This is a genomic window from Xanthobacter sp. NM-59, from assembly GCF_021401125.1.
Taxonomy (GTDB): domain Bacteria; phylum Pseudomonadota; class Alphaproteobacteria; order Rhizobiales; family Xanthobacteraceae; genus Xanthobacter.
In genome coordinates this window covers 13,286-37,782 of the sequence record NZ_JACBFQ010000010.1, presented here as the reverse complement: position 1 = coordinate 37,782, position 24,497 = coordinate 13,286, and the positions used below count along the sequence as shown (strand labels likewise).

22 protein-coding genes are annotated in these 24,497 nt (G+C 69.0%); 5 read left to right on the top strand and 17 right to left on the bottom strand.

The features are described 5' to 3' along the window. Positions 1–93: 93 nt before the first annotated feature. Positions 94–285 (top strand): hypothetical protein, encoded by a 192-nt coding sequence (locus tag L0966_RS16785; RefSeq protein ID WP_234053118.1) that lies wholly within the window; start codon positions 94–96, stop codon positions 283–285. A 33-nt stretch (positions 286–318) separates the two neighbouring features. Here the strand turns inward: L0966_RS16785 and L0966_RS16780 are convergent, their stop codons facing one another. From L0966_RS16780 to L0966_RS16725, 12 genes are all read right to left on the bottom strand, one after another. Continuing rightward, positions 319–843, bottom strand: coding sequence for an NADH-quinone oxidoreductase subunit B family protein (locus L0966_RS16780; RefSeq protein WP_234053117.1), 525 nt, complete (start codon positions 841–843; stop codon positions 319–321). A gap of 214 nt (positions 844–1,057) precedes the next feature. Next, positions 1,058–2,563, bottom strand: coding sequence for an NADH-quinone oxidoreductase subunit C (locus L0966_RS16775; RefSeq protein WP_234053116.1), 1,506 nt, complete (start codon positions 2,561–2,563; stop codon positions 1,058–1,060). A gap of 8 nt (positions 2,564–2,571) precedes the next feature. Then, on the bottom strand, positions 2,572–4,020 hold the full coding sequence (locus L0966_RS16770; protein ID WP_234053115.1) for a hydrogenase 4 subunit F: 1,449 nt from the start codon (positions 4,018–4,020) through the stop codon (positions 2,572–2,574). Beyond that, positions 4,017–4,694 (bottom strand): hydrogenase-4 component E, encoded by a 678-nt coding sequence (locus L0966_RS16765; protein WP_370640788.1) that lies wholly within the window; start codon positions 4,692–4,694, stop codon positions 4,017–4,019. The genes L0966_RS16770 and L0966_RS16765 overlap by 4 nt, the downstream gene beginning before the upstream one ends. A gap of 3 nt (positions 4,695–4,697) precedes the next feature. Next, on the bottom strand, positions 4,698–5,651 hold the full coding sequence (locus L0966_RS16760; RefSeq protein WP_234053114.1) for a respiratory chain complex I subunit 1 family protein: 954 nt from the start codon (positions 5,649–5,651) through the stop codon (positions 4,698–4,700). Continuing rightward, positions 5,642–7,696 (bottom strand): hydrogenase 4 subunit B, encoded by a 2,055-nt coding sequence (hyfB, locus tag L0966_RS16755; RefSeq protein WP_234053113.1) that lies wholly within the window; start codon positions 7,694–7,696, stop codon positions 5,642–5,644. The genes L0966_RS16760 and hyfB overlap by 10 nt, the downstream gene beginning before the upstream one ends. Positions 7,697–7,699: 3 nt before the next feature. After that, positions 7,700–7,981 carry a transcriptional regulator gene (locus L0966_RS16750; protein WP_234053112.1) on the bottom strand — a complete coding sequence of 94 codons (282 nt, stop codon included), beginning with the start codon at positions 7,979–7,981 and terminating at the stop codon, positions 7,700–7,702. Between the two features lie 143 nt (positions 7,982–8,124). Further along, the gene (aceB, locus tag L0966_RS16745; RefSeq protein ID WP_234053111.1) at positions 8,125–9,741 is read right to left on the bottom strand and encodes a malate synthase A; all 1,617 of its coding nucleotides are present in this window, start codon (positions 9,739–9,741) and stop codon (positions 8,125–8,127) included. Between the two features lie 70 nt (positions 9,742–9,811). Continuing rightward, a complete protein-coding gene (gene thiE / locus L0966_RS16740) occupies positions 9,812–10,447 on the bottom strand; it encodes a thiamine phosphate synthase (RefSeq protein WP_234053110.1) in 636 nt (211 codons plus the stop codon). Positions 10,448–10,602: 155 nt separating this feature from the next. Next, on the bottom strand, positions 10,603–11,898 hold the full coding sequence (gene glcF, locus L0966_RS16735) for a glycolate oxidase subunit GlcF (RefSeq protein WP_234053109.1): 1,296 nt from the start codon (positions 11,896–11,898) through the stop codon (positions 10,603–10,605). Between the two features lie 171 nt (positions 11,899–12,069). Then, positions 12,070–13,275, bottom strand: coding sequence for a glycolate oxidase subunit GlcE (glcE, locus tag L0966_RS16730; RefSeq protein ID WP_234053108.1), 1,206 nt, complete (start codon positions 13,273–13,275; stop codon positions 12,070–12,072). Between the two features lie 14 nt (positions 13,276–13,289). Next, entirely contained in the window at positions 13,290–14,813 is a 1,524-nt protein-coding gene (locus L0966_RS16725) for an FAD-linked oxidase C-terminal domain-containing protein (protein WP_234053107.1), read from the bottom strand. Positions 14,814–14,940: 127 nt separating this feature from the next. On the opposite strand from L0966_RS16725, the gene L0966_RS16720 reads away from it, so the two are divergent. The 3 genes from L0966_RS16720 to L0966_RS16710 all read left to right on the top strand — a co-directional run bounded on the left by L0966_RS16720 (position 14,941) and on the right by L0966_RS16710 (position 16,967). After that, positions 14,941–15,894 carry a LysR family transcriptional regulator gene (locus tag L0966_RS16720; RefSeq protein ID WP_234053284.1) on the top strand — a complete coding sequence of 318 codons (954 nt, stop codon included), beginning with the start codon at positions 14,941–14,943 and terminating at the stop codon, positions 15,892–15,894. A 64-nt stretch (positions 15,895–15,958) separates the two neighbouring features. Next, positions 15,959–16,672 carry an AzlC family ABC transporter permease gene (locus L0966_RS16715; protein ID WP_234053106.1) on the top strand — a complete coding sequence of 238 codons (714 nt, stop codon included), beginning with the start codon at positions 15,959–15,961 and terminating at the stop codon, positions 16,670–16,672. Next, positions 16,662–16,967: an AzlD family protein gene (locus L0966_RS16710; protein WP_234053105.1), complete on the top strand. Its 306-nt coding sequence runs from the start codon at positions 16,662–16,664 to the stop codon at positions 16,965–16,967. The genes L0966_RS16715 and L0966_RS16710 overlap by 11 nt, the downstream gene beginning before the upstream one ends. Positions 16,968–17,481: 514 nt before the next feature. Here the strand turns inward: L0966_RS16710 and L0966_RS16705 are convergent. The 5 genes from L0966_RS16705 to ligA form a co-directional block, all read right to left on the bottom strand. Continuing rightward, positions 17,482–18,198, bottom strand: coding sequence for a hypothetical protein (locus L0966_RS16705; protein ID WP_234053104.1), 717 nt, complete (start codon positions 18,196–18,198; stop codon positions 17,482–17,484). Between the two features lie 153 nt (positions 18,199–18,351). Beyond that, positions 18,352–19,035 (bottom strand): lactate utilization protein, encoded by a 684-nt coding sequence (locus L0966_RS16700; protein WP_234053103.1) that lies wholly within the window; start codon positions 19,033–19,035, stop codon positions 18,352–18,354. Then, the gene (locus tag L0966_RS16695; protein WP_234053102.1) at positions 19,032–20,474 is read right to left on the bottom strand and encodes a LutB/LldF family L-lactate oxidation iron-sulfur protein; all 1,443 of its coding nucleotides are present in this window, start codon (positions 20,472–20,474) and stop codon (positions 19,032–19,034) included. The genes L0966_RS16700 and L0966_RS16695 overlap by 4 nt, the downstream gene beginning before the upstream one ends. Positions 20,475–20,485: 11 nt before the next feature. Further along, the gene (locus L0966_RS16690; RefSeq protein ID WP_234053101.1) at positions 20,486–21,283 is read right to left on the bottom strand and encodes a (Fe-S)-binding protein; all 798 of its coding nucleotides are present in this window, start codon (positions 21,281–21,283) and stop codon (positions 20,486–20,488) included. Between the two features lie 192 nt (positions 21,284–21,475). Continuing rightward, positions 21,476–23,617, bottom strand: a complete 2,142-nt coding sequence (ligA, locus tag L0966_RS16685) for an NAD-dependent DNA ligase LigA (protein WP_234053100.1) — start codon at positions 23,615–23,617, stop codon at positions 21,476–21,478. A 97-nt stretch (positions 23,618–23,714) separates the two neighbouring features. Here ligA and L0966_RS16680 point away from each other — a divergent pair, with 97 nt between their 5' ends. Beyond that, positions 23,715–24,485 (top strand): DUF429 domain-containing protein, encoded by a 771-nt coding sequence (locus tag L0966_RS16680; RefSeq protein ID WP_234053099.1) that lies wholly within the window; start codon positions 23,715–23,717, stop codon positions 24,483–24,485. The last annotated feature ends 12 nt before the right edge of the window (positions 24,486–24,497 follow it).

Genomic DNA, 24,497 nt, shown 5'->3' with positions numbered 1-24,497 from the left:
GCGCGGGGGCCGGGGAAATTTTGGGCAGCGGCTCTCCCGCCGGGGCGGCCGCTGCCCCTCCCTCTCGACGACCCGGTGAGCGAGGAGGCGGCTATGGCGAGCGACGAGGACCTGTGGCAGACCGCCTGGATCATCGCGGATCAATATGGCGCCGAAGGCGTGGGCTTTGCCGCGACCATGGCGCAGAGCTTCGAAATCGGCGGCAAGAGCGAGGAGCAGCAGACCTGGCTCATCATCATGCAGCGCGTGGATGAGCTCACCCGCGACAGCGCCGGACGGCAGTAGAGCGCGCGTGGGTGCGGACGGGGCCCGATGTGCTCAGCGCGCGGCGCGCCCCTCATTGGCATTCAGCAGGGCAAGCAGGCCTTGGAGCAGCGCGGTGGGCGTGGGCGGGCAGCCGGGAATGCGCAGATCCACCGGCAGGACCGCCTCGACACCCCCCATCACCGCGTAGCTTCCCGCGAAGACGCCGCCATTGATGGCGCAATCGCCCGCCGCCACCACCCATTTGGGCGCCGGCGTGGCCTCATGGGTGCGCTGGAGCGCCTCGGCCATGTTGCGGCTCACCGGGCCGGTGACGAGCAGAACGTCGGCATGGCGGGGGGAGGCGACGAACTTCAGGCCAAACCGCTCCAGGTCATAGAAGGCGTTGGACAGCGCATGGATCTCCAGCTCGCAGGCATTGCAGGAGCCGGCATCCACCTCCCGGATGGCGAGGCTGCGGCCAAGCCGGGCCTGCGCCGCCGCCCCCACGGCTGAGCCGAGCGCCGCCACTTCGGTGGCGTCGGGCACATCTTCAGTGAGGGGGCCTGTCAACAGGCTCTTCAGCAGGATTTGGCGCATCACTCATTCCCTTGAGCGCCCGGCGATCACCTCAGGTTCGCGCCGGTCGCCCTACACATATACAATTGCACATGTTCAGCCCGTATACCCAAAATTGCCCGCTTCACCCCGTAGTTTGAAGCCGTTCCAAACAGGCGCATGGCATTTCATAGGCGGAACCGACGATGCGACATCAGGGGCGGCCCGCCGGCCGGTTGGCTCTTCCGCTCCGGCGCTAGAGGTCATGGCCCGCATAGGAACAGTTGAACGATTTGTTGCACAAGGGGAAGTCGGCGACGATGTTGCCCTCGATGGCGGCCTCGAGCAGTGGCCACTGGAACCATGAGGGGTCCCGCAGGTGGGCGCGCGCCATCCGCCCCTCGCGGTCGAGCCGCACATAGGCGAAGATATCGCCCCGGAACCCCTCCACCATGGCCACGCCCTCGCCGGGGCCGGGCTCCACGGAAGTCTGCGTGGGGCCGGCGGGCAGGGTGTCCAGCAGCCGGGTGACGAGGGAGAGGCTCTCCTCGATCTCCTGAATGCGGATCCAGATGCGCGCGTTCACGTCCCCGTCCTGGCGGCTGGGAATGGTGAAGGGCATCTGGTTGTAGGGCGGATAGGGCAGGAAGCGGCGGGCATCGAAGCTCCGCCCGCTGGCGCGCCCGACGAAGCCGCCGGCGCCGAACCGGCGCGCCAATGCCTCCCGCACGATGCCGGTGCCGACGGTGCGGTCCTGGATGGAGGTGGTGTCGTCATAAAGGCGGATCAGCTCGGGGAAGGTGGCGCGGGCGGTCTTCACCAGCGCGCGCACGGCGGCGATGCCGTCGGGCGTCATGTCGTTCGACAGTCCACCGGGGATCACCACATCCATCATCAGCCGGTTGCCGAAGGCGGTCTGCGCCGCGCGCAGGGTCCGTTCCCGCAGCACGCCGCAATGGGCCAGCATGAGGGCAAAAGCGGCGTCGTTGCAGATGGCGCCGACGTCGCCGAAATGGTTGGCCAGCCGCTCCAGCTCCGCCGCCAGGGCGCGCAGCCAGATGGCGCGCGGCGGCACGCCGATGCCGCGCGCGGCTTCCACCGCGCGGGCAAAGGCGAGCGCGAACGCCACGGTGCTGTCGCCGGAGCTGCGGCCGGCAAGGCGCGCCGCCTCCTCCACTGAAGCGCCCACCATCAGCCCTTCAATGCCCTTGTGCACATAGCCGAGCCGCGCTTCCAGGCGCACCACTGTCTCGCCATGGCAGGTGAAGCGGAAGTGGCCGGGCTCGATGATGCCGGCATGCACCGGCCCCACCGGAATCTGGTGCAGGGCGGCGCCCTCGGCGGCCAGGAAGGCATAGGGCTCACCCTCGCCCGCGGCCTGGGCCGCGCCCAACGGCGCGTCGATGCCCCAGCGGCCGTGGTCCAGCCAGGGCCGGGTGTCGGGAGCCGCCTCGGGCACATGGCCGTAGAGGTCGCGGACCGCGCGTTCCAGCCGCTGCGCCGGCGGGTGCACCTGCCCGACGGAGGGAAAGCGCCCCTCGGGGCACAGGCAGGTGGCGATGCCGGCCTCGACCGAGGCCTCGTCCAGCAGCGCCATGTGCACCGCATCCACGTCGCCCCAGAGAGACACCAGGGTGAAGCGCCCCTGGGCCAGATGCGCCGCGAGCGCCGACCACGCGCCGGGGTCGAGGACCGCGCGTGGCCACGGCCGGCAGGTGAAGCTGCGCGTTCCGGCGGCGAGGAGGGAGGTGAGAGACTGCATGCCGTGCGCTACCCCAGAAGCTTCGCCACGTGCTGGAACCAGGCCACCAGCGGCGCCGGCAGATAGAGGCCGGCGGCCAGCACCAGGGCAAGGTGGACCACCAGAGGCCCGTAGGAGGCCTTCACCGGGGCGGTTCCGGGAGTCGGTTCGCCGAATGCGATGCCGCTGAGCTTCAGCACCAGGGCCCCGAAGGCGATGAGGAGGCCGGCCACCAGCGGCAAGGCCAGCAGCATCAGCGGGAACGGCTTGGCGAAGGTGGAGGTGACCAGCAGGAACTCGCTCATGAACACCCCGCCCGGCGGCAGCCCCGCAATGGCGAGGACGCCGATGACCAGGGCCCAGCCGAGCGCGGGATGGGAGGTGGTGAGGCCACGGATCTCCGACAATTTCTGCGTGCCCTTCACCTGGGCCACATGGCCCACTGCGAAGAAGATGGCGGATTTGGTGAGCGAATGCATCACCATGTGCAGCAGCCCGGCGAAATTGGCCAGCGGCCCGCCAATGCCAAAGGCGAAGGCGATGAGCCCCATATGCTCGATGGAGGAGTAGGCGAACAGGCGCTTGATGTCCCGCCGCCGGTAGAGCATCACGCCCGCCAGCAGCAGCGAGGCGAGCCCCATGCCCATCAACAGGGGCCCCGGCGCCAGCGCGCCGGGATTGAGCGCCAGCAGCAGCTTGAAGCGCAGCACCGCATACAGCGCCACGTTCAGCAGCAGGCCGGACAGCACGGCGGAAATGGGGGTTGGCCCTTCCGCATGGGCGTCCGGCAGCCAGGCATTGAGGGGAAACAGGCCCACCTTGGTGCCGTAGCCGAGCAGCAGGAACACGAAGGCGAGGTTGAGCAAGGCCGGATCGAAGGCCTGAACGCGGGTGACCAATACGCTCCACACCATGCCGTCCTGGCCCTCGCCCACCACCGGCTGGGCGGCCATGTAGACGAGGATGGTGCCAAACAGCGCCATGGCGATGCCCACCGAGCCGAGCATGAAGTATTTCCACGCCGCCTCAATGGCTTCCGGCGTGCGATAGAGCCCCACCATGAGCACGGTGGAGAGGGTCGCGCCCTCGATGGACACCCACATGACGCCGAGATTGTTGGACACCAGCGCCATGTTCATGCCGAACAGCAGCACCTGGTACATGGCGTGGTAGACGCGCAGGTTGGCGGGCGTCATGCGCCCGGTCTCCACCTCGTGGGCGATGTAGGTGGCGCTGAACACGGCGGTTGTGAGGGCCACGAACGTGTTCAGGACGATGAACACGATGTTGAGGTCGTCCACCAGGATATAGGGCCCGCTGTCCGGCCGGTGCACCACCAGCCCCAGCGCCCCGGCGAAGGCGAGGGTGCAGGCGAGGACGTTGACCCACGCCCCCGAGCGCCAGGACGGCCACAGCGCCAGCAGCGCGGCGGCGAGCGCCGGGGTGGCGAGCAGCAGAAGGATGCTGGGAAGGCTCATGCCCGCCCTCCCCGGAACCGGTCGAGGGCGTCCACGTCCACCGTGTCGAACCGCTCACGGATGCGGAACAGGAACACGCCGAGGATGATGAAGGCGATGAGCACCGAGAACGCCACCGAGATTTCCACCACCAGCGGCATGCCCTTGGCGCCCGCGGCGGCGAGGATGAGGCCGTTTTCCATGGACATGAAGCCGATGATCTGGCTCACCGCATTGCGCCGCGTCACCATCATCAGGAAGCCCAGCAGCACCACCGAAAGGGCGAAGGCGAGGTCCTCCCGCGCCAGCGGATCGGAGGTGGCTGTCACCGGCAGCATCACCACCAGAGAGAGGCCGACGAGGCCGATGCCGGCCAGCATGGTGGGTCCGGTGGCAAGCGCCGTTTCCACCTGCCGGTGAATGCCGAGCCGCGCGACCATGCGGTGCAGGGCCACCGGAATGACCAGCCCTTTGAACAGGATGGCGATGCCGGCGGTGACGTAAAGGTGTGGCGCATCATGGGCATAAGCCTGCCACGCCACCGAGGCCGCCAGCGCCACCGCCTGCAGCGCGAACACCTTGATGAGCGCAGGCAGGCGGTCCTGGTACAGCATCATCAGGCTTATGAGCACCATGGCGCCCGCCAGGAGGTGGGCGATGTCGAACACGAAATGGGGGGACATGGGCTGCGGCATGGATCAGAGCCCCCGAGACACAAACAAGAGCAGGGTGCCGAGCAGCCCCAGCATGAGCGCCGCGCCGAGGAAGTCCGGCACCCGGAACACCCGCATCTTCGCCAGCGACACCTCGAACAGCGCGAGCAGCGTGGCCCCCACCGCCAGCTTGCCGAAATATGCGAGCAGGCCGAGCGGCATATGGGTCAGCCCCGCCCCCGCGGGCGCCAGCCCCCAGGGCACGAACACACAGGCGATGAGCGAGATGTAGAGCGTAAGCTTCAGCTGCGCCGACAGCTCGATGAGGGCGAGGTGGCGACCGGAATATTCCAGCACCATGGCCTCGTGCACCATGGTGAGCTCAAGGTGGGTGGAGGGATTGTCCACCGGGATGCGGGCATTCTCCGCCACCGCCACGATCATGAGGCCGATCAGCGCCAGGGCCAGCGACACGCGCAGGCCGACGCCCTGCAGCATCACCCCCGCCACCGTGGACAGCTGGGTGGAGCCCGCCACCAGGGCCAGGGAGAAAACCAGCATGATCATGGCCGGCTCGGCGAGGGATGAGATCATCATCTCGCGGCTGGAGCCGAGGCCGCCGAAGGGCGTGCCCACATCCATGCCCGCCAGCGCCAGGAAGAAGCGGGCGCTGCCCAGAAGGGCGGTGATGGCGATGAGGTCCGCCGACCAGGAGAACAGCAGCCCGGTGGCGAAGGTGGGCACCAGCGCCGCCGCCACCCAGGTGGCCGCGAAGATGAGGTAGGGCGCGGCGCGGAACAGCCAGGAGGCGCCTTCCGCCACCACCGCTTCCTTGCGGAACAGGCGGGCGAGATCGCGATAGGGCTGGAGCACGCTCGCGCCGCGTTTGCGGTAGAGCCGCGCCTTCAGCTTGCGCACCACGCCCGTCACCAGCGGAGCCACGGCGAGCACCACCGTCATCTGCGTGCCCTGAATGAGGAGATCGCCAATCAGGGCCATATCGCCAGCACCAGCAGCAGGAGGATGAGCGCCGAGAAGACGATGCCCAGATATTGGCGGATGGTGAGGTGCGGCAGCACATTGGCGCGCGCGGACAGCGCGTCCACCATCGTCGTGAGCGGCGCGTAGATGAGCCGCCAGGCCGGGTCGTCCCCACTCAGGCGGATGCGGGCGGGGGAAAGGTCGCCCGGCGGCGGCATGGTCACGTCCTCGCGGGCGCGGAACAGGCCGCTGGCAAACACCCTCCGGATGGGCTGGGCGAAGCTCGAGGCCGAGTATTGGGTGCGGGGATCGTTGAGCGGGAAGCCGCAATCCCAGGCCGGCGCCCGCCGCAGGGCGCGGGAAGCGAAGCGGTGGATCAGGACCGCCGCCAGCCCCGCCGAGATGAGGATGAAGACGAACACCAGGAGGCCGTTATAGCTGGAGCGGCTCTCGCCCACCGGGATGATGGAGAGCCACGCCACGTCGCCCTGCACCGGCATGCGCGCGCCCATCAGCGGTGACACCACCTGCTGCAGCGCGTCGATCACCGGCCCGGGCAGGATGCCTGCCAGCACGCAGAGCGTGGCGAGGCCGATCATGGTCCCGCGCGACCAGCGGTCCACCTCCCGCGCCTCGGCGGCGGCCCCGGTGCGCGGGCGGCCCAGGAAAGCGATGCCGTAGAGCCGGACGAAGCAGGCCGCCGCCAATGCCGCGGCGAGGGCCAGCAGCGCGCCCACCGCCGGCACCAGCAGCTTGAGGCCCCAGGGCGCCAGCTCCGGGCTCAGAAGGATGGCCTGGAAGGTGAGCCATTCGGAGGCGAAGCCATTGAGCGGCGGCAGGGCCGAGATGGCGGCGGCGCCCACCAGCATCACCGCCGCCGTGGTGGGCATGCGATGGATGAGCCCGCCGAGCTGTTCGAGGCTTCGCTCGCCGGTGGCGTTCAGCACCGCGCCGGCGCCGAAGAACAGGAGGTTCTTGAACAGCGCGTGGTTGAGCACGTGGAACAGGCCGGCGGTGAGCGCGAGCGCGCCGGCCGCCTCCAGCCCATTGCCCTTGAAGGCCAGGGCGAGCCCCAGCCCGACGAAGATGATGCCGATATTCTCGATGGTGGAGAAGGCCAGCACGCGCTTCATGTCCGCCTGCAGCATGGCCTGGAGCACGCCCAGGGTGGCGGTGATGCCGCCCGCCGCCAGCACCGGAATGCCCCACCACCAATCGGGCGGACCAGCTAGCTCGAACACGATGCGGATGAAGCCGTAAATGGCCACCTTCGTCATCACCCCGCTCATGAGGGCGGACACGTGGCTGGGCGCCGCCGGATGGGCCAGCGGCAGCCACACATGCAGCGGCACCAGGCCCGCCTTGGAGCCCGCGCCCACCAGCGCCAGCCCCAGCACCAAGGCGGTCACCAGGGCGCCATGGGGCGCGCGCTCCATGTCCGCGAAGGCATAGGCGCCGGAGGGGCCCGCGAGCAGAGCGAAGGCCAGCATCAGCATCAGCGTGCCGAAGGTGGCCATGACGATATAGACGAAGCCGGCCTTGAGGTTTTCCGCGGACTTGTCATGGGCGATCACCAGCGCCCAGGAGGCCAGCGACATCAGCTCCCAGCCGAACAGGAAGCTGTAGGCATCAGCCGCGACCAGCACCAGGTTCATGGCGCCGAGAAAGGCGGGGAAGAAGGGCAGCACCCGTTCCGGCGCATGCTCGTGCCGGCCATAGCCGATGGCATAGAGGCTCGCCGCTGCGCCGCCGAGATTCACCACCAGGGCGAATAAGGCGGAGAGCGCATCGAGCCGGAAATGGGCGCCGATCCAGGGCAGCCCCAAGGGCAGCACCAGCGTTTCGGGTGCACAGACAAGGCCGGCGAGGGCGCTCAGCAGGCCCAGCGTCGCGGCGATGAAGCTTGCGCCATAGACGAGAGCGCTGCCGCCGGGCCGCCGGGCGAGGCGCGGGGCCGCCAGCGCGATCGCCGCGAAGGCGACAATCAGGAAGAGAAGGCCGCTCAGGGGCCCGGTGGGCGTGGAGCCCAGCGCCGCCGCGGCGGCAGTTGCGCCGTCGGCCACGTCTCAGCCCTCCGTCCCTGCCAGGGGTGTGCGCGGGGTGGGCTCCTTCAGCCGCACGCCGCGCCCGCCCGCTTCGCTCGCCATATTGTCTCCGATGAGCTCGATGCCGGCGCTATCCAGGGCCGCCACCAGCTTCATGAGCGAGTCCACATTGCCGCGAATGACCCCCTCGCTGGCCTCCATCCGCTGGATGGTGGGCACCGAGAGGGTGGACAGGGCGGCCAGCCCCTTCTGGTCGAGGCCAAGCAGAGCGCGGGCGGCACGGAGCTGTGCGGCAGTGATCACGGAGGGCCGAGGCGAGTGTTGTTGAATCTATCTATATTCAACGCTACGCCTCGCGAACTCAGATTTCAACACCAATTAGTGATGTTTAAAACATCACCGGCCTTCCGCTGGCGCCCCGCCCGGAAGGAGGGGCGCCAGGGTGGTCAGGCGATCAGGCGGTAGGCCGGCAGGGTGAGGAATTCCTCGAAGCTGTCGGCCAGGGACATGTCCGAAAACAGCTTGATGGCCTCCGGGAAGCGGCCGGCGTCATAGGTGGCGGCGCCCAGCACCCCGCGCAGCTTGGCCATCTCGTCGGTCATGAGGGCGCCGAACAGCTCGCCGGTCACCGTGCGGCCGTCCTCCAGCCTGGCGGCGAGGTGGATCCATTGCCACACCTGGGCGCGGCTGATCTCGGCGGTGGCCGCATCCTCCATGAGGTTGTAGAGCGGCACCGCGCCGCGCCCGCGCAGCCACGCCTCGATATATTGCACGCCCACCCGGATGTTCTCGCGCAGGCCGGCCTCGGTGCGGGCGCCCTTGTGCATCTCCAGCAGGTCGTCGCGGGTGACATTGCAGGCAGGGCGCGAGGCGTCGCGCTGGTTGGCCTTGGGCATCAGGCGGTCGAACACCTCCAGCGCCACCGGCACGAGGTCGGGATGGGCGACCCAGGTGCCGTCGCAGCCCAGGCCCGCCTCGCGCTCCTTATCGGCCTTCACCTTGGCGAAGGCGGCGGCATTGGCCTCGGCGTCGCCCTTCACCGGGATCTGGGCCGCCATGCCGCCCATGGCGAAGGCATTGCGGCGGTGGCAGGTTTCCACCAGCAGCAGGCAATAGGCCTTCAGGAACGCCTCGCTCATGACCATGCGGCCGCGATCGGGGGTGAGGAAGCGCTCATTCTTCCCCAGCCGCTTGATGAAGGAGAAGATGTAGTCCCAGCGGCCCATATTGAGCCCGGCCATGTGGTCCTTCAGCTCGAACAGGATCTCGTCCATTTCGAACACGGCCGGCAGGGTCTCGATGAGCACGGTGGCCTTGATGGTGCCGTGCGCAAGGCCCAGCTCCTGCTCGGCGAAGGTGAAGACCTCGTTCCACAGCCGGGCTTCCAGGTGGCTCTCGGTCTTGGGCAGATAGAAATAGGGGCCGGAGCCCTGGGCCAGGGCCGCCTTGGCATTGTGGAAGACGTAGAGGCCGAAATCGAACAGCGCGCCGGACATCTCCTCCCCGTCCACCAGCACATGGGCTTCCGGCAGGTGCCAGCCGCGCGGGCGGATGATGAGCACGGCGGGCTTGGGGCCGAGCCTGTAGGCCTTGCCGGTGGTGGCGTCGGTGAAATCGATGGCGCCGGCCCAGCGGTCCTTCAGGTTGAGCTGGCCCTCGATCATGTTCGCCCAGGTGGGGGCGGAGGCGTCCTCGAAGTCTGCCATGAACACCTTGGCGCCGGAGTTCAGCGCGTTGATGATCATCTTGCGGTCCACCGGGCCGGTGATCTCCACGCGGCGGTCGAGAAGGTCGGCTGGCAGGTCGGCGATGGTCCAGTCATCGGCGCGGATGTTCGCCGTCTCGGGCAGGAAGTCCGGCAGTTCGCCCTTGTCGAAATGGGTCTGGCGCTCGACCCGGCGGGCGAGCAAAGCGGTGCGGGTGGCGTTGAACTTGCGCTGAAGGCCCGCCAGGAATGCGAGCGCCTCGGGGGTGAGGATCTCCTCGAAGCGGGGCGCCAGCGCGCCGGTCACGGTGATGCCGTCGGTGAGGGGAAGGGATGCCTTGGCGGCGGACAGAGTCATGGCGTGCGGCCTCCTTCAGCCACTTGAAGTTCGGTGGAAAGTGTCGGTTCGCGGCGACGCCGCGTGAGGGTCAGCGCGCGGCCGATACGGCGGCGCGCAAGGCTTTGGCGGCGGCCTCGGGGTCGGCGGCCGCGCAGATGGCGGACACCACCGCGATCCCGTCGGCCCCGGCGCGGATCACCTCCGGCGCGATGGCGGCGTCGACGCCGCCAATGCCCACCAGAGGCAGGCCCGTCAGCGCCCGTATGGCGGCGATGCCCGCCGGGCCGATGGCCGCGCCCGCATCCGCCTTGGTGCCGGTGGCCTTCACCGGGCCGACGCCGAGATAGTCCACGCCTGAAAGGTCGGAACCGGCATATTCCGCCGGATTGCCCACGGAGAGGCCGAGAATGCGGTCCGGCCCCAGAAGGCCGCGCGCATCGGCGGGAGACATGTCGTCCTGGCCCAGATGCACGCCGTCCGCGTCCGCCGCCACAGCCACGTCCACCCGGTCATTGATGATGAGCGGCAGACCCAAAGGCGCGAGTAGCGCCTTCAGGGCGCGCGCCTGTTCCACCAGGGCCCGGCCATGGGCGTCGGGATCGCGCAGCTGCACCAGGGTGACGCCGCCTTTCACCGCCGCCGCCACCGTCGCCTCAAGCCCGCGCGCCGCGGTGAGGCGCGGGTCGGTGACGAGATAGAGCGAAAGATCGAAGGCGCTGGCCATCACGATGAGCCCGGTTGCTGGGGACGGAAACCGCCCGCGTTCCTTTTGTGGTAACGCCCCCTGGCGGCCCTGTCCAACCCCGGGGGTGGAAATGCACTTTCGCTGTAATGGCAACAATTGCGGGGAATTGATGCCGAACTGTTGCCTGCCGGCTTTCAGCCCGGGCCGAGAGCGACGGGGCGCGGGCCGCCCAGGGCCCAGTCCACCAGCTCCACCGTGTGCACCACGGGCAGCTCGGTGCCGCTGGCGATCTGGGTGAGGCAGCCGATGTTCCCGGCGGCGATCAGGTCCGGCGCGCGGGCTTCCAGGGTTGCCACTTTGCGGGCCTTGAGGGCCTCGGCCAAGTCGCTCTGCAGCATGTTGTAGGTGCCGGCGGAGCCGCAGCACAGATGGGGGTCGATGGGCTCCACCACCTCGAAGCCCGCCCGGCGCAGCAGCTCCACGGGCGGCGCCTTCACCTTCTGCCCGTGCTGGAGCGAGCAGGCGGAATGGTAGGCGACCTTCAGGCCCCGCGGCGGCTGCGGCGGCAGTTCGAGGGTGGCGAGAAACTCGCTGATATCGCGCACCTTGGCGGCGACGCGCTCCGCCTGCTCCGCATGGGCGGGGTCCCGGTGCAGCATGTGGCCGTAATCCTTCAACGTGGTGCCGCAGCCGGAGGCGGTGACCAGAATGGCGTCGAGCCCGCCTTGCTCCATTTCTTGGCTGAAGGCTTCCACATTGGCCCGGGCGAAGCCGTGGGCCTCATCGGTGCGGCCCATGTGATGCACCAGCGCGCCGCAGCAGCCCTGGTCGGCCAGGCGCACCACCTCCACCCCCAGCCGGTTCAGCAGGCGGATGGCGGCCGCGTCGATGGAGGGCTGAAGCACGTCCTGGGCGCAGCCCTTCAGCAGCGCCACCCGCGCCCGCCGCGGCCCCTGCGCGGGATGGATGCCATCCTTCACCGCCGTCCGCGCGGTGGAGCGCGGGGCGAGGCGCAGCATGGCCGCCAGCGGCTTGAGGGCGCCGCGATCCAGCAGCCCGGCGAAGGGCCGGCCCAGGGCCGCCGCCTTCAGCGCCAGGCGGAAGCGCTGGGGATAGGGAAGGATGCGGGCGATGAGCGCGCGAATGAGCCGATCTGCCGCCGGGCGCTCATAGGTGGCTGCGATATAGCTCCGGGCCTGATCCACGAGGTGCATGTAATCGACGCCCGAGGGGCAGGTGCTTGTGCATGACAGGCATGACAGGCAACGGTCGATGGGCCCCACCTCGTCCTCGGTGGCCGGCCGCCCCGCCTCCAGCATGTCCTTGATGAGATAGATGCGCCCGCGCGGGCTGTCGCGCTCGTCGCCCAGCAGCACATAAGTGGGGCAGGTGGCGGTGCAGAAGCCGCAATGCACGCATGCCCGCAAAATGGAATCTGCCTCCGCAATGGCCGGATCTGCGAGCTGCGCCAGGGAAAAATGGGTCTGCATCAGCGGCGTCCTGGCGCGACGGGGCAAAGGAGAGCGGTGGAGGGGCGGCGGAGCCCGCGACCGGGGATAGAGCGGCGGACTGACCGCGCGGCGGAGGCGCCATGGCCGTATGGGGCACGGGGCCATTGGGCGGAAAGGGCCGCGCGGGGGATGGTGGGCTGAAGGTTCATGTCACCATCCCTCATGCATGCGGCCGCGATTGAGCACGCCGGCGGGGTCGAAGCTGTCCTTCACCCGGTGGGTTAGCGCGGCGAGGGCGCCGTCGAGGGGTTGGAATACCGCGGTTTTTGACCGTTCGGCGGCGGTGGCGCGGATCAGCGTCGCGTGCCCGCCCTCAGGCGCCAGCACGGCGCGCACGCGCTCCGCCCACGCGGCCTCGCTCGGCAGGGAAAGCCAGATGAGCCCGCCGGCCCAGTCGCAGAACGCCTCCCCGTCCAGCTCCGCGCACAGCCGCGCGGCGAGAATGGGCCCCGCCATGGGGGCGGTGGAGATGCGCCACAGGGCGCACGCGCTTGGTCCGGCGAAGGGCTCGACATCGCGCAGCGCGCGCCACAGGGGGGCGGAGACGTCGGCCTCCAGCACGTCCGTGGGGCCGAAGGGGGAGAGCGCCTGCCGCAGCATCTCGCGGCGCGCCGCCACGGAGGGGGCGACGCCTTCCAACCGCAGGGCCACCGTCTCGCGGGCGGAAAGACCGGGCAGCCGGGCCGCCACCGCCGCCGGCATCAAAGCGGCGCCGGAGACCTCGCAGGAAGAGCCCATGGCCGCGCTCAGCGCCTCGGCGGCGCGGGCGGGCGCAAGGGCGTGGAGCAGCAGGGTCTGTTCCGTTTCCGGCCGGGGCAGCACCTTGAAGGTGATCTCGGTGGCGACGCCCAGGGTGCCGAACGCGCCCGCGAACAGGCGCGGCAGGTCATAGCCGGTGACGTTCTTCACCACCCGCCCGCCGGCCTTGAACAACTCGCCTCGCCCCGACACCGCGCGCAGGCCCAAAGCGTGGTCGCGCGCCGAGCCCGCGCTGAGGCGCCGGGGGCCGGACAGGTTCACCGCGAACAGCCCGCCCACCGTGCCGGCGCGCGGCGCAGTGCCCAGAACGGGGCCGAGATCCAGGGGCTCGAAGGCCAGCATCTGGCCACTCTCTGCCAGCATGTCGTCAATATCCCGCCGCGGCGTGCCGCACCGGGCCGAGAGCACCAGCTCTTCCGGCTCATAGAGCGTGACGCCGCAGAGGGCGGAAACATCCAGCACGCGGCCAGCGCAGGGGCGGCCCAGGGCGCGCAGGGACGAGGTGCCGGTGATCTCAAGGGGGCTGGCGCTCGCGCAGGCGGCGGCCACCGCCTCCACCACATCCTGCTCGTCGCGGGCGAAAAGGGGCTCGGTCATGGTCGCGTGCGGCCTCAAAAGCGCGGCAGATCAGGGAAGGGCAGGGCGCCGCCGCTCACATGCAGCCGCCCCATCTCAGCGCAGCGGTGCAGGGTGGGGAACACCTTGCCGGGGTTCAGCAGGCCCTCGGCATCGAAGGCGCATTTCAGGCGCTGCTGTTGGAGCAGGTCCGTCTCGTTGAACATTTCCGGCATCAGGTCGCGCTTTTCGATGCCCACTCCATGCTCGCCGGTGAGCACGCCGCCCACCTCCACGCACAGGCGCAAAATGTCGGCGCCGAACGCCTCGGCTGCCTCCAGCTCTCCCGGGGCATTGGCGTCATAAAGGATGAGGGGGTGCAGGTTGCCATCACCGGCGTGGAACACATTGGCCACGCGCAGGCCGTGTTTCCCGGACAGCTCCCGCATGCGCGCCAGAACGAAGGGCAGCTGGCGGCGGGGAATGGTGCCGTCCATGCAGAGATAGTCGGGGGAGATGCGCCCCACCGCCGGAAAGGCCGCCTTGCGCCCGGCCCAGAAGCCCAGCCGCTCCTCCTCGCTTTGGGAGACGCGCAGCGTGGTGGCGCCGCAATCGCGGGCGAGGGCCTCCACAGCCCCCAGCAGGTGGGCGCATTCGGCCTCCGGCCCATCCAGCTCGACGATGAGCAGGGCTTCCACATCCAGCGGATAGCCCACCTTCACGAAGGCTTCGGCGGCGGCGATGGCATCCTTGTCCATCATTTCGATGCCGGCGGGAATGATGCCCGAAGCGATGATCTTAGCCACGCAATCCCCCGCCTGCTCGGAGGAGGGGAAGCCCACCAGCACGGCGCGCGCGGTGTCCGGCTTCTTCAGAAGGCGCACGGTGACTTCCGTCACCACCCCCAGCAGGCCTTCCGAGCCGATGACGACGGAGAGCAGGTCGAGCCCGCCAGCGTCGAGATGCTTGCCGCCGAGCCGCACGATCTCGCCGGAGATCAGCACCAGCTCGGCGCCCAGCACATTGTGGGTGGTGAGGCCGTATTTCAGACAGTGCACGCCGCCGGAATTCTCCGCCACATTGCCGCCGATGGTGCAGGCGATCTGCGAGGAGGGGTCGGGCGCGTAATAGAAGCCCAGATGCTCGACCGCCTTGGTGATGCCGAGATTGGTGACCCCCGGCTCCACCACCGCGCAGCGATTGGCAATGTCGATCTCGCGTACGCGGGTGAACTTCGCCAGGCCCAGCAGCACCGCATCCGCCAGCGGCAGCGCGCCGCCGGAAAGGGAGGTGCCGGCGCCGCGCGGCACCACGCGGATGCGGTTGTCGTGGCAATATTTCAGCACCGCCGCCACCTCCTGGGTGGTCGAAGGCAGCACCACGGCGAGCGGAAGCTGACGGTGGGCGGTGAGAGCGTCTGACTCATACGGCCGCATGGCCCGCTCGTGGTCGATCACCGCGCCCGCGCCCACAATGGCCCGCAGGTCCGCGACGATGGCCGCGCGGCGGCCCATGACGCCGGCGTCCGGCTCCGGCATGGCGAGGCGCGGCGCCCCTGCGGCCTCGATCGTCGCTCCCATTACGGCGTTTCCCGTTCCGATGTGTTTGGAGCAAGTATAATCCCTGCCGCGCGAAAATCCGTCGCCGATTGTTGCCGCGGCGGCTAAAGTGAGTTGGAGAACTGGAAAAATCGCGCCCCTGCCGCCCATGATCGACAATCTGGCCGACCTTGAGATTTTCGCCCGCATCGTCACCGCCGGCAGCCTTTCCGCAGCGGGGCGGGAGCTGGGGCTGTCCCCGCCGGTGGTGTCGAAGCGGGTGCAGCGGCTGGAGGAGCGCCTCGGCACCCGCCTGTTTCAGCGCACCACCCGCAAGGTGACCCTGACCGAGGCGGGGGAGGGCTTCTACGAGCGCGTGGTGGCCATCCTCGCCGCGGTGGAGGAGGCGGAGAACCAGCTCACCCATGGGTCGGCGGAGGCGAGGGGCCTGCTGCGCGTGTCCGCGCCCACCTCGTTCGGGCGCATGCATATCGCCCCCCATATCGGCCCGCTGCTGGAGGCCAATCCCGGCCTCACCATCGACCTGGAGCTGACCGACGCGTTCGTGGACATTGTGGGCGAGGGGTTCGACCTCGCCATCCGCATCGCGGACCTGGATGATTCGAGCCTGGTGGCGCGGCGCCTAGCGCCCGTGCACCGGGTGCTGTGCGCCACTCCGGATTATCTCGCCCGCGCGGGCGAGCCGGCCACCATCGCCGATCTCTCGCGCCATGTGCTGCTGGCCACCCACAGCCAGGACCCCTGGCGGCTGGAAGGCCCGGACGGGCCGGTGACGCTGCGCATCGGCGCACCCCTGCGCACCAATTCCAACGAGGTGGTCCGCGCCGCCGTCCTGGCCTCGGTGGGCATCGCCCTGCGCTCCACCTGGGACGTGGGGCCGCAATTGCGGTCCGGGGCGCTCAAGGTGGTGCTGCCGCAGTGGCGGGCGTCCCACCGGGTCGGGGTGTTCGCCGTTTATCCCTCGCGCCGGTTCCTGCCGCGCAAGGTGCGCCTGTTCATCGATCATCTCGCGGCGCAATACGGCCCGGTGCCAAGCTGGGACGAGGGGCTGGACGCCCTGCTTGGCGGCATGGCGAAGGCTTCAGGGGCTGGCGAGGGGTGAAAGCGGGTTGGCCGGCGCGCCGTGACAGGCCATAAAGGTTGTCCCTCCGCTTCATCGTGTCCCCATGCCCCGCTCTGCCCACACCCAAACCACGCTCACGCTCGCGGGCTGCCTTGATGGCGCGCGCACCATCTTTCCGCTCATGCCGGGGCTGGTGGTGTTCGCCATGGCCTTCGGTGCCGCCGCCGCCCAGAAGGGGCTGAGCCTGGCCGAGGCCGGCCTGTTCAGCGGCCTCGTGTTCGCGGGCCTGGCCCAGATGGTGGCGTTGGAGGGCTGGTCCACCCATTGGACGGCCGCTTCGCTGCTGGCGCTCGGCTTCCTCACCATGACGGTGAACATGCGCCACGTGCTGATGGCGGCCTCGCTTCGGCCCTGGTTCGCGCCGCTGCCGGCGTGGCAGTCCTATTCCTCGCTGGTGCTGCTGGCCGACAACAACTGGGCGCTCGCCATGCGCTACCACGCCCAGGGCGGCTGGGATGTGGGCTATTTCATCGGCGCGGGGTTCGTCACCTGGGTCATCTGGGTGCTCGGCACCCTCGCCGGCCATGTGGTGGGCGGCGGCATTCCCGATCCGAAGGCCGTGGGGGTGGATCTGGTGGTGCCCGCTTTCTTCATCGCCATGCTGCTGCCCAACTGGCGCGGCCGGCGCGAGGCGGTGGGCTGGGGCGTGGCGGCGGCGGTCGCCATCGTCGTGTCCTTCCTGCTGCCGGGCTGGTGGTTCATCGTCATCGGCGCGCTGGCCGGTGCCCTGGCCGGAGGCTTCACCGATGAGCGTTGATGGGGGCACGCTGCTCGCCATCCTGGTGATGGCCCTCGCCACCGTGTTCAACCGCACGGCGGGTTTCTTCCTCATGCGCCTCATCCCGGTCACGCCGCGGGTGCGCAAGGTGCTGGATTGCCTGCCCGGATCGGTGCTGGTGGCGCTGCTGGCGCCGGGCGCGGTGCATGGTGACAAGGGCATGATTGCCGGCCTTGCCGCCGCCGTGATCACCGCGAAGCTGGTGCGCAACGACATCATCCCCGTAGCCGCCGCCATGGCCGTGGCCGCCGCCACCCGCGCCTTCCTGCCCTGAGCCCAGCCTTCTGTCCCAAGCCACCTGAGCCCAGCGACCTGGGCCTAGCTACCTGGGACCAAGTCTTCTGAGGCCAAGCCCTAGGAGCCCGGGTCACCCGATCCTTGAGCTGCCGGATCCCAAGATGCACCTGGCTCAGGAGCACGCGATCTCAAGGGCAAGCGATCTCAAGGGGCACGCGCGTTTGTCTGGTAAGCATGGTGGGCGGGGACCCTAAGGCATGCGCCCAGGGGGCGCGCCCCGGTCGAATCTCCCCGGCATCTGCCAAGCGCGCCGGCGGATGCCGGGCGCATCGCCGCGCCCTTACGGAATAAGAAAGCGCTCCAGGTCATTGAAGGCGGCGCATCTTGGGCGGGCACCCGCTTCCAACTCGCTCTAAACGGCCGGGGCGTGGATGGGCATGCCGGAAAAGCCAAGGGCCGCAACCTCCACCGGGAGGCGCGGCCCTTTATCTGGATGGCGGGGGCGGAAGTCCTGTCCATTCCCAAAGGGAATGCCGTCCGCCCCTTCGAACTCACATGGCCTTTTGGCTGGAGGCCGCCGCTGCGCGCTCGCCGGAGGTGGTGGCGGAAGCAGGCGTCGCCGGGGAAGCCGCGGCCTGGGAGGAGGGCGCGACCGCAGGGGCGGCAGGGGCCGGCTTCGGCTTCGGCCGCGCCTTCAAGGACTGGACCGAGGCGATGACCTCCGAATGGAGGGCCGGCGACTTCTCGATATTGAAATGATCGAGCGCGGCGACGCTGTCGAGATTGCGATTGACGAGCCGGCCACGGAAGCCGGGCCCGGCGGTGAGGCGCTTCCCGTAGCCGTTGTTCGACTGGTAGTAGTTCACGAACTTGCCGGAGGCGGCGCCCACGCTGGTGACCCCGACCGGATCGAAGGTGACCACCAGCTTGGCCGGCGTGCCGAGGGCGGTCAGCCGCTCACCGGCCTCAATCGCGGCATCGGCGCCGAGGGAATGACCGATGATGATGATGGGCGAGCCGCGATCGGCCTTGCTCACGGCCGAGGCCTGGGCCGCGACCTGCTCCCACTGGCCATATTCATAGACGGTGGCGGGAATGCCGCGGGCATTGAGCTTGGCCGCGAGATCATCCATGCCATAGGAGAAGACGTTGGCGAGGCCGCGCATGAGGTAGACGTGCGGGGTGCCTTGAGCGGCAGCGGGTCGTCCGGTGACGGTGAGGAACAGCGCTGCGAACAGCGCCACGGCGAAGCGCAAGCTCAATGGCATTTGGGCACCCTGGATCGTGTTGATCGAGTTCTGCCGCCAATTTGGCCGGGCGGCAACCCAAGTTTGGTTAACGCTGGCAACAGTTGGACGGTCGCGGCATTTTGCCAGCCACCCGTTGCGCGAAGGCATCATGTTCCGAAGGGTGAAGGCCGCTTAGCCGGCTTCCCCCACCAGCAGAACATGCAGGCTGCGCGGCCCGTGGGCGCCCAGCAGCAGGGTTTGCTCAATGTCCGCCGAGCGGGACGGGCCGGTGATCCAGTTCACCTCGCGCGGGAGCGGCCCTTCGGGGAACAGCGCGCGGATGCGGGTCCACAGGGTCTCGTAATCGCCAGCCACGTCGCGGGCATCCACCACCACAAGGTGATGGTCGGGCAGGAAATTGAGGGTGGTCGGGTTGTCCGGGCCCGAGAGCAGCACCAGCGTGCCTGATTCGGCCACCCCGCCCAGGGCATGGGACAGGCCCACCAGCTGGCGCCCGTCGGACGGGCCGATCCAGACATCGAGCTGGGGCTCGTTCTGCCACGGCAGGGCCGCCAGGCGCGGGTCGGCGCCGCGCAGCAGGGTGGCCGGCAGGTTGCGCGCGCGCAGATAGGCGGCGATGGCGCCGGGCACCTCCGCAGTGGAGGGCAGGTGGTCAAGGGTGGCCGCGGCGGCCACCACCTTGTCCTTGAACAAAGCGAGCCGCTCGGCTGGCGCAAGCTGGCCGCGCGCGGGCACCACGCCGGCCGGGTGGCCCTTCAGCCGGTCATCCACCGCCTGGCGGCGGGGCGCCTCCCCGGAGGTGACGCCAAGGGAGCGGCGAACGGAGGCAAGAACGATATCGCGGGACGTGCTCATGCCGCGTTGCTCCGGCTGGAGGCCTTGCGGGCGCGCCACTGGGCCTGGAAGGTGTCGCCCTCGGGGGCGGGAAAATCGCGATATTTCGTCCATCCGCCCGCCAGCGGCAGGCTGGAAAAGCGGCCCTTGCTCCGCCCCAGCAGCGACAGCGCCGCCATGGCGAGGCGGGTCGCTGGCCGGTAGAGCCAGCCGCGGGTGGCGAAGAAGCTCCACACCTTCAGGCCATAGCGCTGGGGCGCGGGGGTGAGATGGCGCTCAAACTCCTTCTCCCGCCAATGGCGCATGAGCTTGGGCAGGGGAATGCGCACCGGGCACACTTCCTCGCACCGGCCGCAGAAGGTGGAGGCATTGGGCAGGTTGGCGCCCTTCTCCACACCGATGAGGGACGGGGTGAGCACCGAGCCCATGGGGCCGGGATAGACCCAGCCATAAGCATGGCCGCCGATGGCGTGATAGACCGGGCAATGGTTCATGCAGGCGCCGCAGCGGATGCAGCGCAGCATCTCGCGCAGTTCGCCCTCCAGCATGGCGGAGCGGCCATTGTCCAGCAGCACCACGTGGTATTCGCCCGGCCCGTCGCCATCCTGCGGCCGGCGCGGGCCGGTGGAAAAGGTGGTGTAAACGCTCATGTCCTGCCCGGTGGCCGAGCGGGCGAGCACGCGCAGGAGCTGGGTGGCGTCCTCCAGCGTGGGGACCAGCTTTTCCAGCGAGGCGAGCACGATGTGCGCCTTGGGCAGGGTCTGGGTGAGGTCGCCATTGCCCTCATTGGTCACGAGCACGGAGGTGCCCGTTTCGGCGATGAGGAAATTGGCGCCGGTGATGCCCACATCGGCCACCAGGAACTTCTGGCGCAGCTCACCGCGCGCCTCCGCCAGCAGGGAGGTGGGCTCGGTGAGGTCGCGGTCTGCCGGCAGGTCGGTATGGACGCGGCGGAAGTCCGCTTCCACCTGCCGTTTGTTGAGGTGGATGGCCGGGGCGATGATGTGGGACGGCGTCTCATGCCGGATCTGGATGAGGTATTCGCCGAGATCGGTCTCGACCGGAATGATGCCCTGGGCTTCCAGGTGGTCGTTGAGGCCGATCTCTTCCGAGATCATGCTCTTGCCCTTGGTCACCGTCTTCGCGGAGAGGCGCTTGCAGATGTCGGTGATGATGGCGCGCGCGTCCGCCGCGTCCACTGCGTAATGCACGTGGCCGCCGGCCTCGCGGACCTTCTCCTCGAAGCGCTCCAGATAGAGGTCGAGATGGGCCAGCGTGTGGTTCTTGATGTCCCGTGCGCTGTCGCGCAGGGCATCGAATTCCGGCATCGCGGCGGCGGCCGCCGCGCGCTTGCCGATGAAGCCGGGGCCCACCTTGGCCAGGGCTTCCTGCAGCTGGGCGTCCTTCAGCGCCTCTGCCGCGTTTTCCTTCAGCTGGGGCGAGGTGATGGCGATGCTCATGGCCTCTCTCCTCAATCCTTTTTCGCGACGCCGATGGCGGGTCCGTCGCCCATGCCGGCGAGCACTTCGGCCACATGGCGCACGGCGATCTGGTGCCCCTCGCGCTGCAGCTTGCCGGCCATGTTCATGAGGCAGCCGAGGTCGCCCGCCAGCAGGGTGTCGGCTCCCGAGGCCACGACATTGTCCGCCTTCTTGCCCACGATGGCGTTGGAGATGTCGGGATATTTCACGCAGAAGGTGCCGCCGAAGCCGCAGCAGGTGTCCGCATCCGCCATCTCATTGAGGGTGAGGCCCTCCACCGAGGCGAGCAGCGTGCGCGGCTGGTCCTTCACCTTGAGCTCGCGCAGGCCCGAGCAGCTGTCGTGATAGGTGGCGACGCCCTCATAGCGGGCGGTGACGGAGGTCATCCCCATCACGTCCACCAGGAAGGAGACGAGCTCGTAAACCTTGGCGCAGAAATGCTCGGCGCGGATCATCCCATCCGGCTCGCCGGCGAACAGCTCGGCATAATGGGTCTTCATCATGCCCGCGCAGGAGCCGGAGGGAGCGACCACGTAATCGAAGCTCTCGAAGGCGGCGATGGTCTGTTCCGCCAAAGCGCGGGCGGTGGCGCGATCGCCGGAATTGAAGGCGGGCTGGCCGCAGCAGGTCTGGCGCGGCACGTCCACCTCGCAGCCGGCCTCCTCCAGCAGCTTGGCCGCCGCGAACCCTACCGACGGGCGCAGCGTGTCCACGAGGCAGGTGCAGAACAGCCCCACGCGCGGCGGGCGGGCGTGTGCGGAAGAGGCGGGACCGGTGAAGGAGGTCATGGCAGCTCGGCGCTCTGGCGTTTCGAGTGAGGCGGTGGGCGGTTCACGAAGACGCGGTCCGCAAAGATGCGATCCTTTGGGGGAACAAGCCCCCCCGCGTGGGCGCCACCAGCGCGCCTTTGGCCGGCGCGCTGCCGCTCACATTGGAACGATCCTATACCACCTCGCCGCCGGCGGTGGAAACCATGGGGGTCAGCCCACCAGCTCGAACCATTCGTCCTCGGTGATGACCTTCACGCCCAGGGCCTGGGCCTTTTCCAGCTTGGAGCCGGCGCCGGGGCCGGCCACCACCAGATTGGTCTTGGCGGAGACGGAACCCGCCACCTTCGCCCCCAGCCGCTCAGCCATGGCCTTGGCCTCGTCACGGGTCATGCGCTCCAGCGAGCCGGTGAACACCACGGTCTGGCCGGAAACGGGGCTTGCCGCCGCCACCGCCTCCATGGGCTCCGGCGTCACATGAGCGAGAAGGGCCTTCAGCACCTCGCGATTATTGGGCTCGCCGAAGAACTCGATGACCGCTTCCGCCACCACGTCGCCGATGCCGTCGATGGCGATCAGCTCCTGCCATGCGGCATTGCCCTTGGGATGGACCTCGCCGGGCATTTCGGCGGCGAGCGCCACCTCTTCCAGTGCCTCCACGGTGCCGAAATGACGCATGAGGCGCTTGGCGTTGGTCTCTCCCACATGGCGGATGCCGAGGGCGAACACGAACCGATCCACCGCCACCTGCCGCCGCGACTGGATGGCCGCGAACAGGTTCTTAACGGAGGTCTTGCCCCAGCCCTCCCGGTTCTCCAGCCGCTGGAGCGAGGCGGTGTTGCGCTCCTCCAGGGTGAAGATGTCGGCGGGGGAGCGGATGAGCTCCCACTCATAGAGGGCCTGCACCTGCTTCTCGCCCAGCCCTTCGATATCGAAGGCGTTGCGGGACACGAAGTGGCGCAGGCGCTCCACCATCTGGGCCGGGCAGATGAGGCCGCCGGTGCAGCGGCGCACCGCGTCCATCTTGCCGGTCTTGGTATCCACCTCACGCACGGCATGGGAGCCGCAGACGGGGCAGAGGGTGGGGAACACATAGGATGTGGCCCCTTCGGGCCGGCGATCCTCCAGCACCCGCACCACCTGGGGGATCACGTCGCCGGCGCGCTGCACCACGACCGTGTCGCCAATGCGGATGTCCTTGCGTTGGATCTCGTCCTCATTGTGCAGGGTCGCGGAGGAGACGACGACGCCGCCCACCGTGATGGGCGCGAGCTTCGCCACGGGGGTGAGCGCGCCGGTGCGGCCCACCTGGATCTCGATATCCTCCAGCAACGTCACGGCCTGCTGCGCGGGGAATTTGTGGGCGATGGCCCAGCGCGGCGAGCGCGACACGAAGCCGAGCCGGCGCTGCAGCTCCAGCGCGTTCACCTTGTAGACGACGCCGTCAATGTCATAGCCGAGGGTGGCGCGGCGCTCCTCGATGCCGTGATAATGGGCGACCAGCTCGCGGGCGGATTTCACAACCACCGTCAGCGGATTGGTGGGAAAGCCCCAGCGCGCGAAGGTCTCGACCATGCCCATCTGTGTGTCGGCGGGCAAAGTGGTGGCCTCGCCCCAGGCATAGGCGAAGAATTTCAGCGGCCGGGCGGCGGTGACGGAAGGGTCGAGCTGGCGCAGGGATCCGGCGGCGGCATTGCGCGGATTGGCGAACATCTTTTCCCCGGCGGCCTCCTGGCGGGCGTTCAGCGCCTCGAAATCGGCCACCGCCATATAGACCTCGCCGCGCACATCGATGATGTCGGGCACATCGGCGCCGGTGATCTCCTGGGGGATCTCGGTGATGGTGCGCACATTGGCGGTCACGTCCTCGCCCTCGGACCCATCTCCGCGTGTGGCGGCGACGGTGAGGCGACCCTGCACATAGCGCAGGGAGCAGGAGAGGCCGTCAATCTTGGGCTCGGACGTGAAGGCGACTTCCTCGCTCTCGCTGAGGCCCAAAAAGCGCTTCACCCGGCCCACGAACTCCTCAACCTCTTCATCGGTAAAGGCATTCGCCAGCGAGAGCATGGGCACCTGATGGGTGACCTTGCCGAACTTCTCCACCGGCGCGGCGCCGACCTTCCTCGACAGGCTGTCGGCGCCCACGAGGGCCGGGAAGCGCTGCTCAATCTCCTCATAGCGCCGGCGCAGGGCATCATAGTCCGCGTCCGAGATGAGGGGGGCGTCTTCGCGGTAATAGGCGGCGTCGTGGCTGGCGATTTCCAGGGCGAGAGCCTTGTGCTCGACGGCCGCCTGATCAGCGGTGAGCTCCCCGGCGGCGACGGAGCGGAAGGTCTGCGGGCTGGACGTGGTCATGCTGTTCCCTCTGGTGCCCCTTTCTGGCAAAGCCGAAAGAACGCGGCAATATCGCGAGGCGAGTCTTGCACGTTTTGGCCGCGCGCCAGGGGAGGCCATGACGGATCTTGCGGTTTTGGGCATCGATGCCGCCTGGACCCCGTCCAATCCGAGCGGCGTTGCCGTGGTGTCGCGGGAGGGCCGTCAGTGGCGTCTGAACCTGGTCGCCGGCTCTTACGGTGCCTTTCTTGAAGCCACCGGGGAATCCGCCTCGCTGACGGCGGCGGCTGGCCGGCTGGCGGGGGCGCCGACGGCCGTGGTCGCGGTGGACATGCCCCTGTCGCGTGCGCCTATCACGGGCCGGCGGGCGGCGGACGACGCGGTGTCACACGCCTATGGCACCCGGAAGTGCGCGACACACACGCCGAGCGCGACGCGGCCGGGCGCCGTGGGTCGCGACCTTCAGGCGCGCCTGATGCAAGACGGCTACGCTCTGTGCACCACCCGTGTTTCGCCGCCTTGCCTCATCGAGGTCTACCCCCATCCGGCGCTGCTCAGCCTGACCGGAGCGCGCGAACGGCTGCCCTACAAGGCCGGCAGGACACGGAGCTACTGGCCGGGTCTGCCGATCGCGGAGCGCCGGGTGCGCCTGCTGGAGACATGGCGCGTCATCACGCGGAAGCTGGAGGAGCGCATTGCCAGCGTTCTGTCGGCGCTGCCGTTGCCGGATGCGAGTGCGCGCGGAGCCGCCTTGAAGGCCTACGAGGACCAGCTTGATGCCGTCGTTTGCGCGTGGGTGGGCATCGAGGCGCTGGAAGGGCGGGCCCGACCATATGGCGATGAGACCGCCGCCATATGGATTCCCGATGAAACCCCGACCGCCCCCTGACGGCGGTCGCTT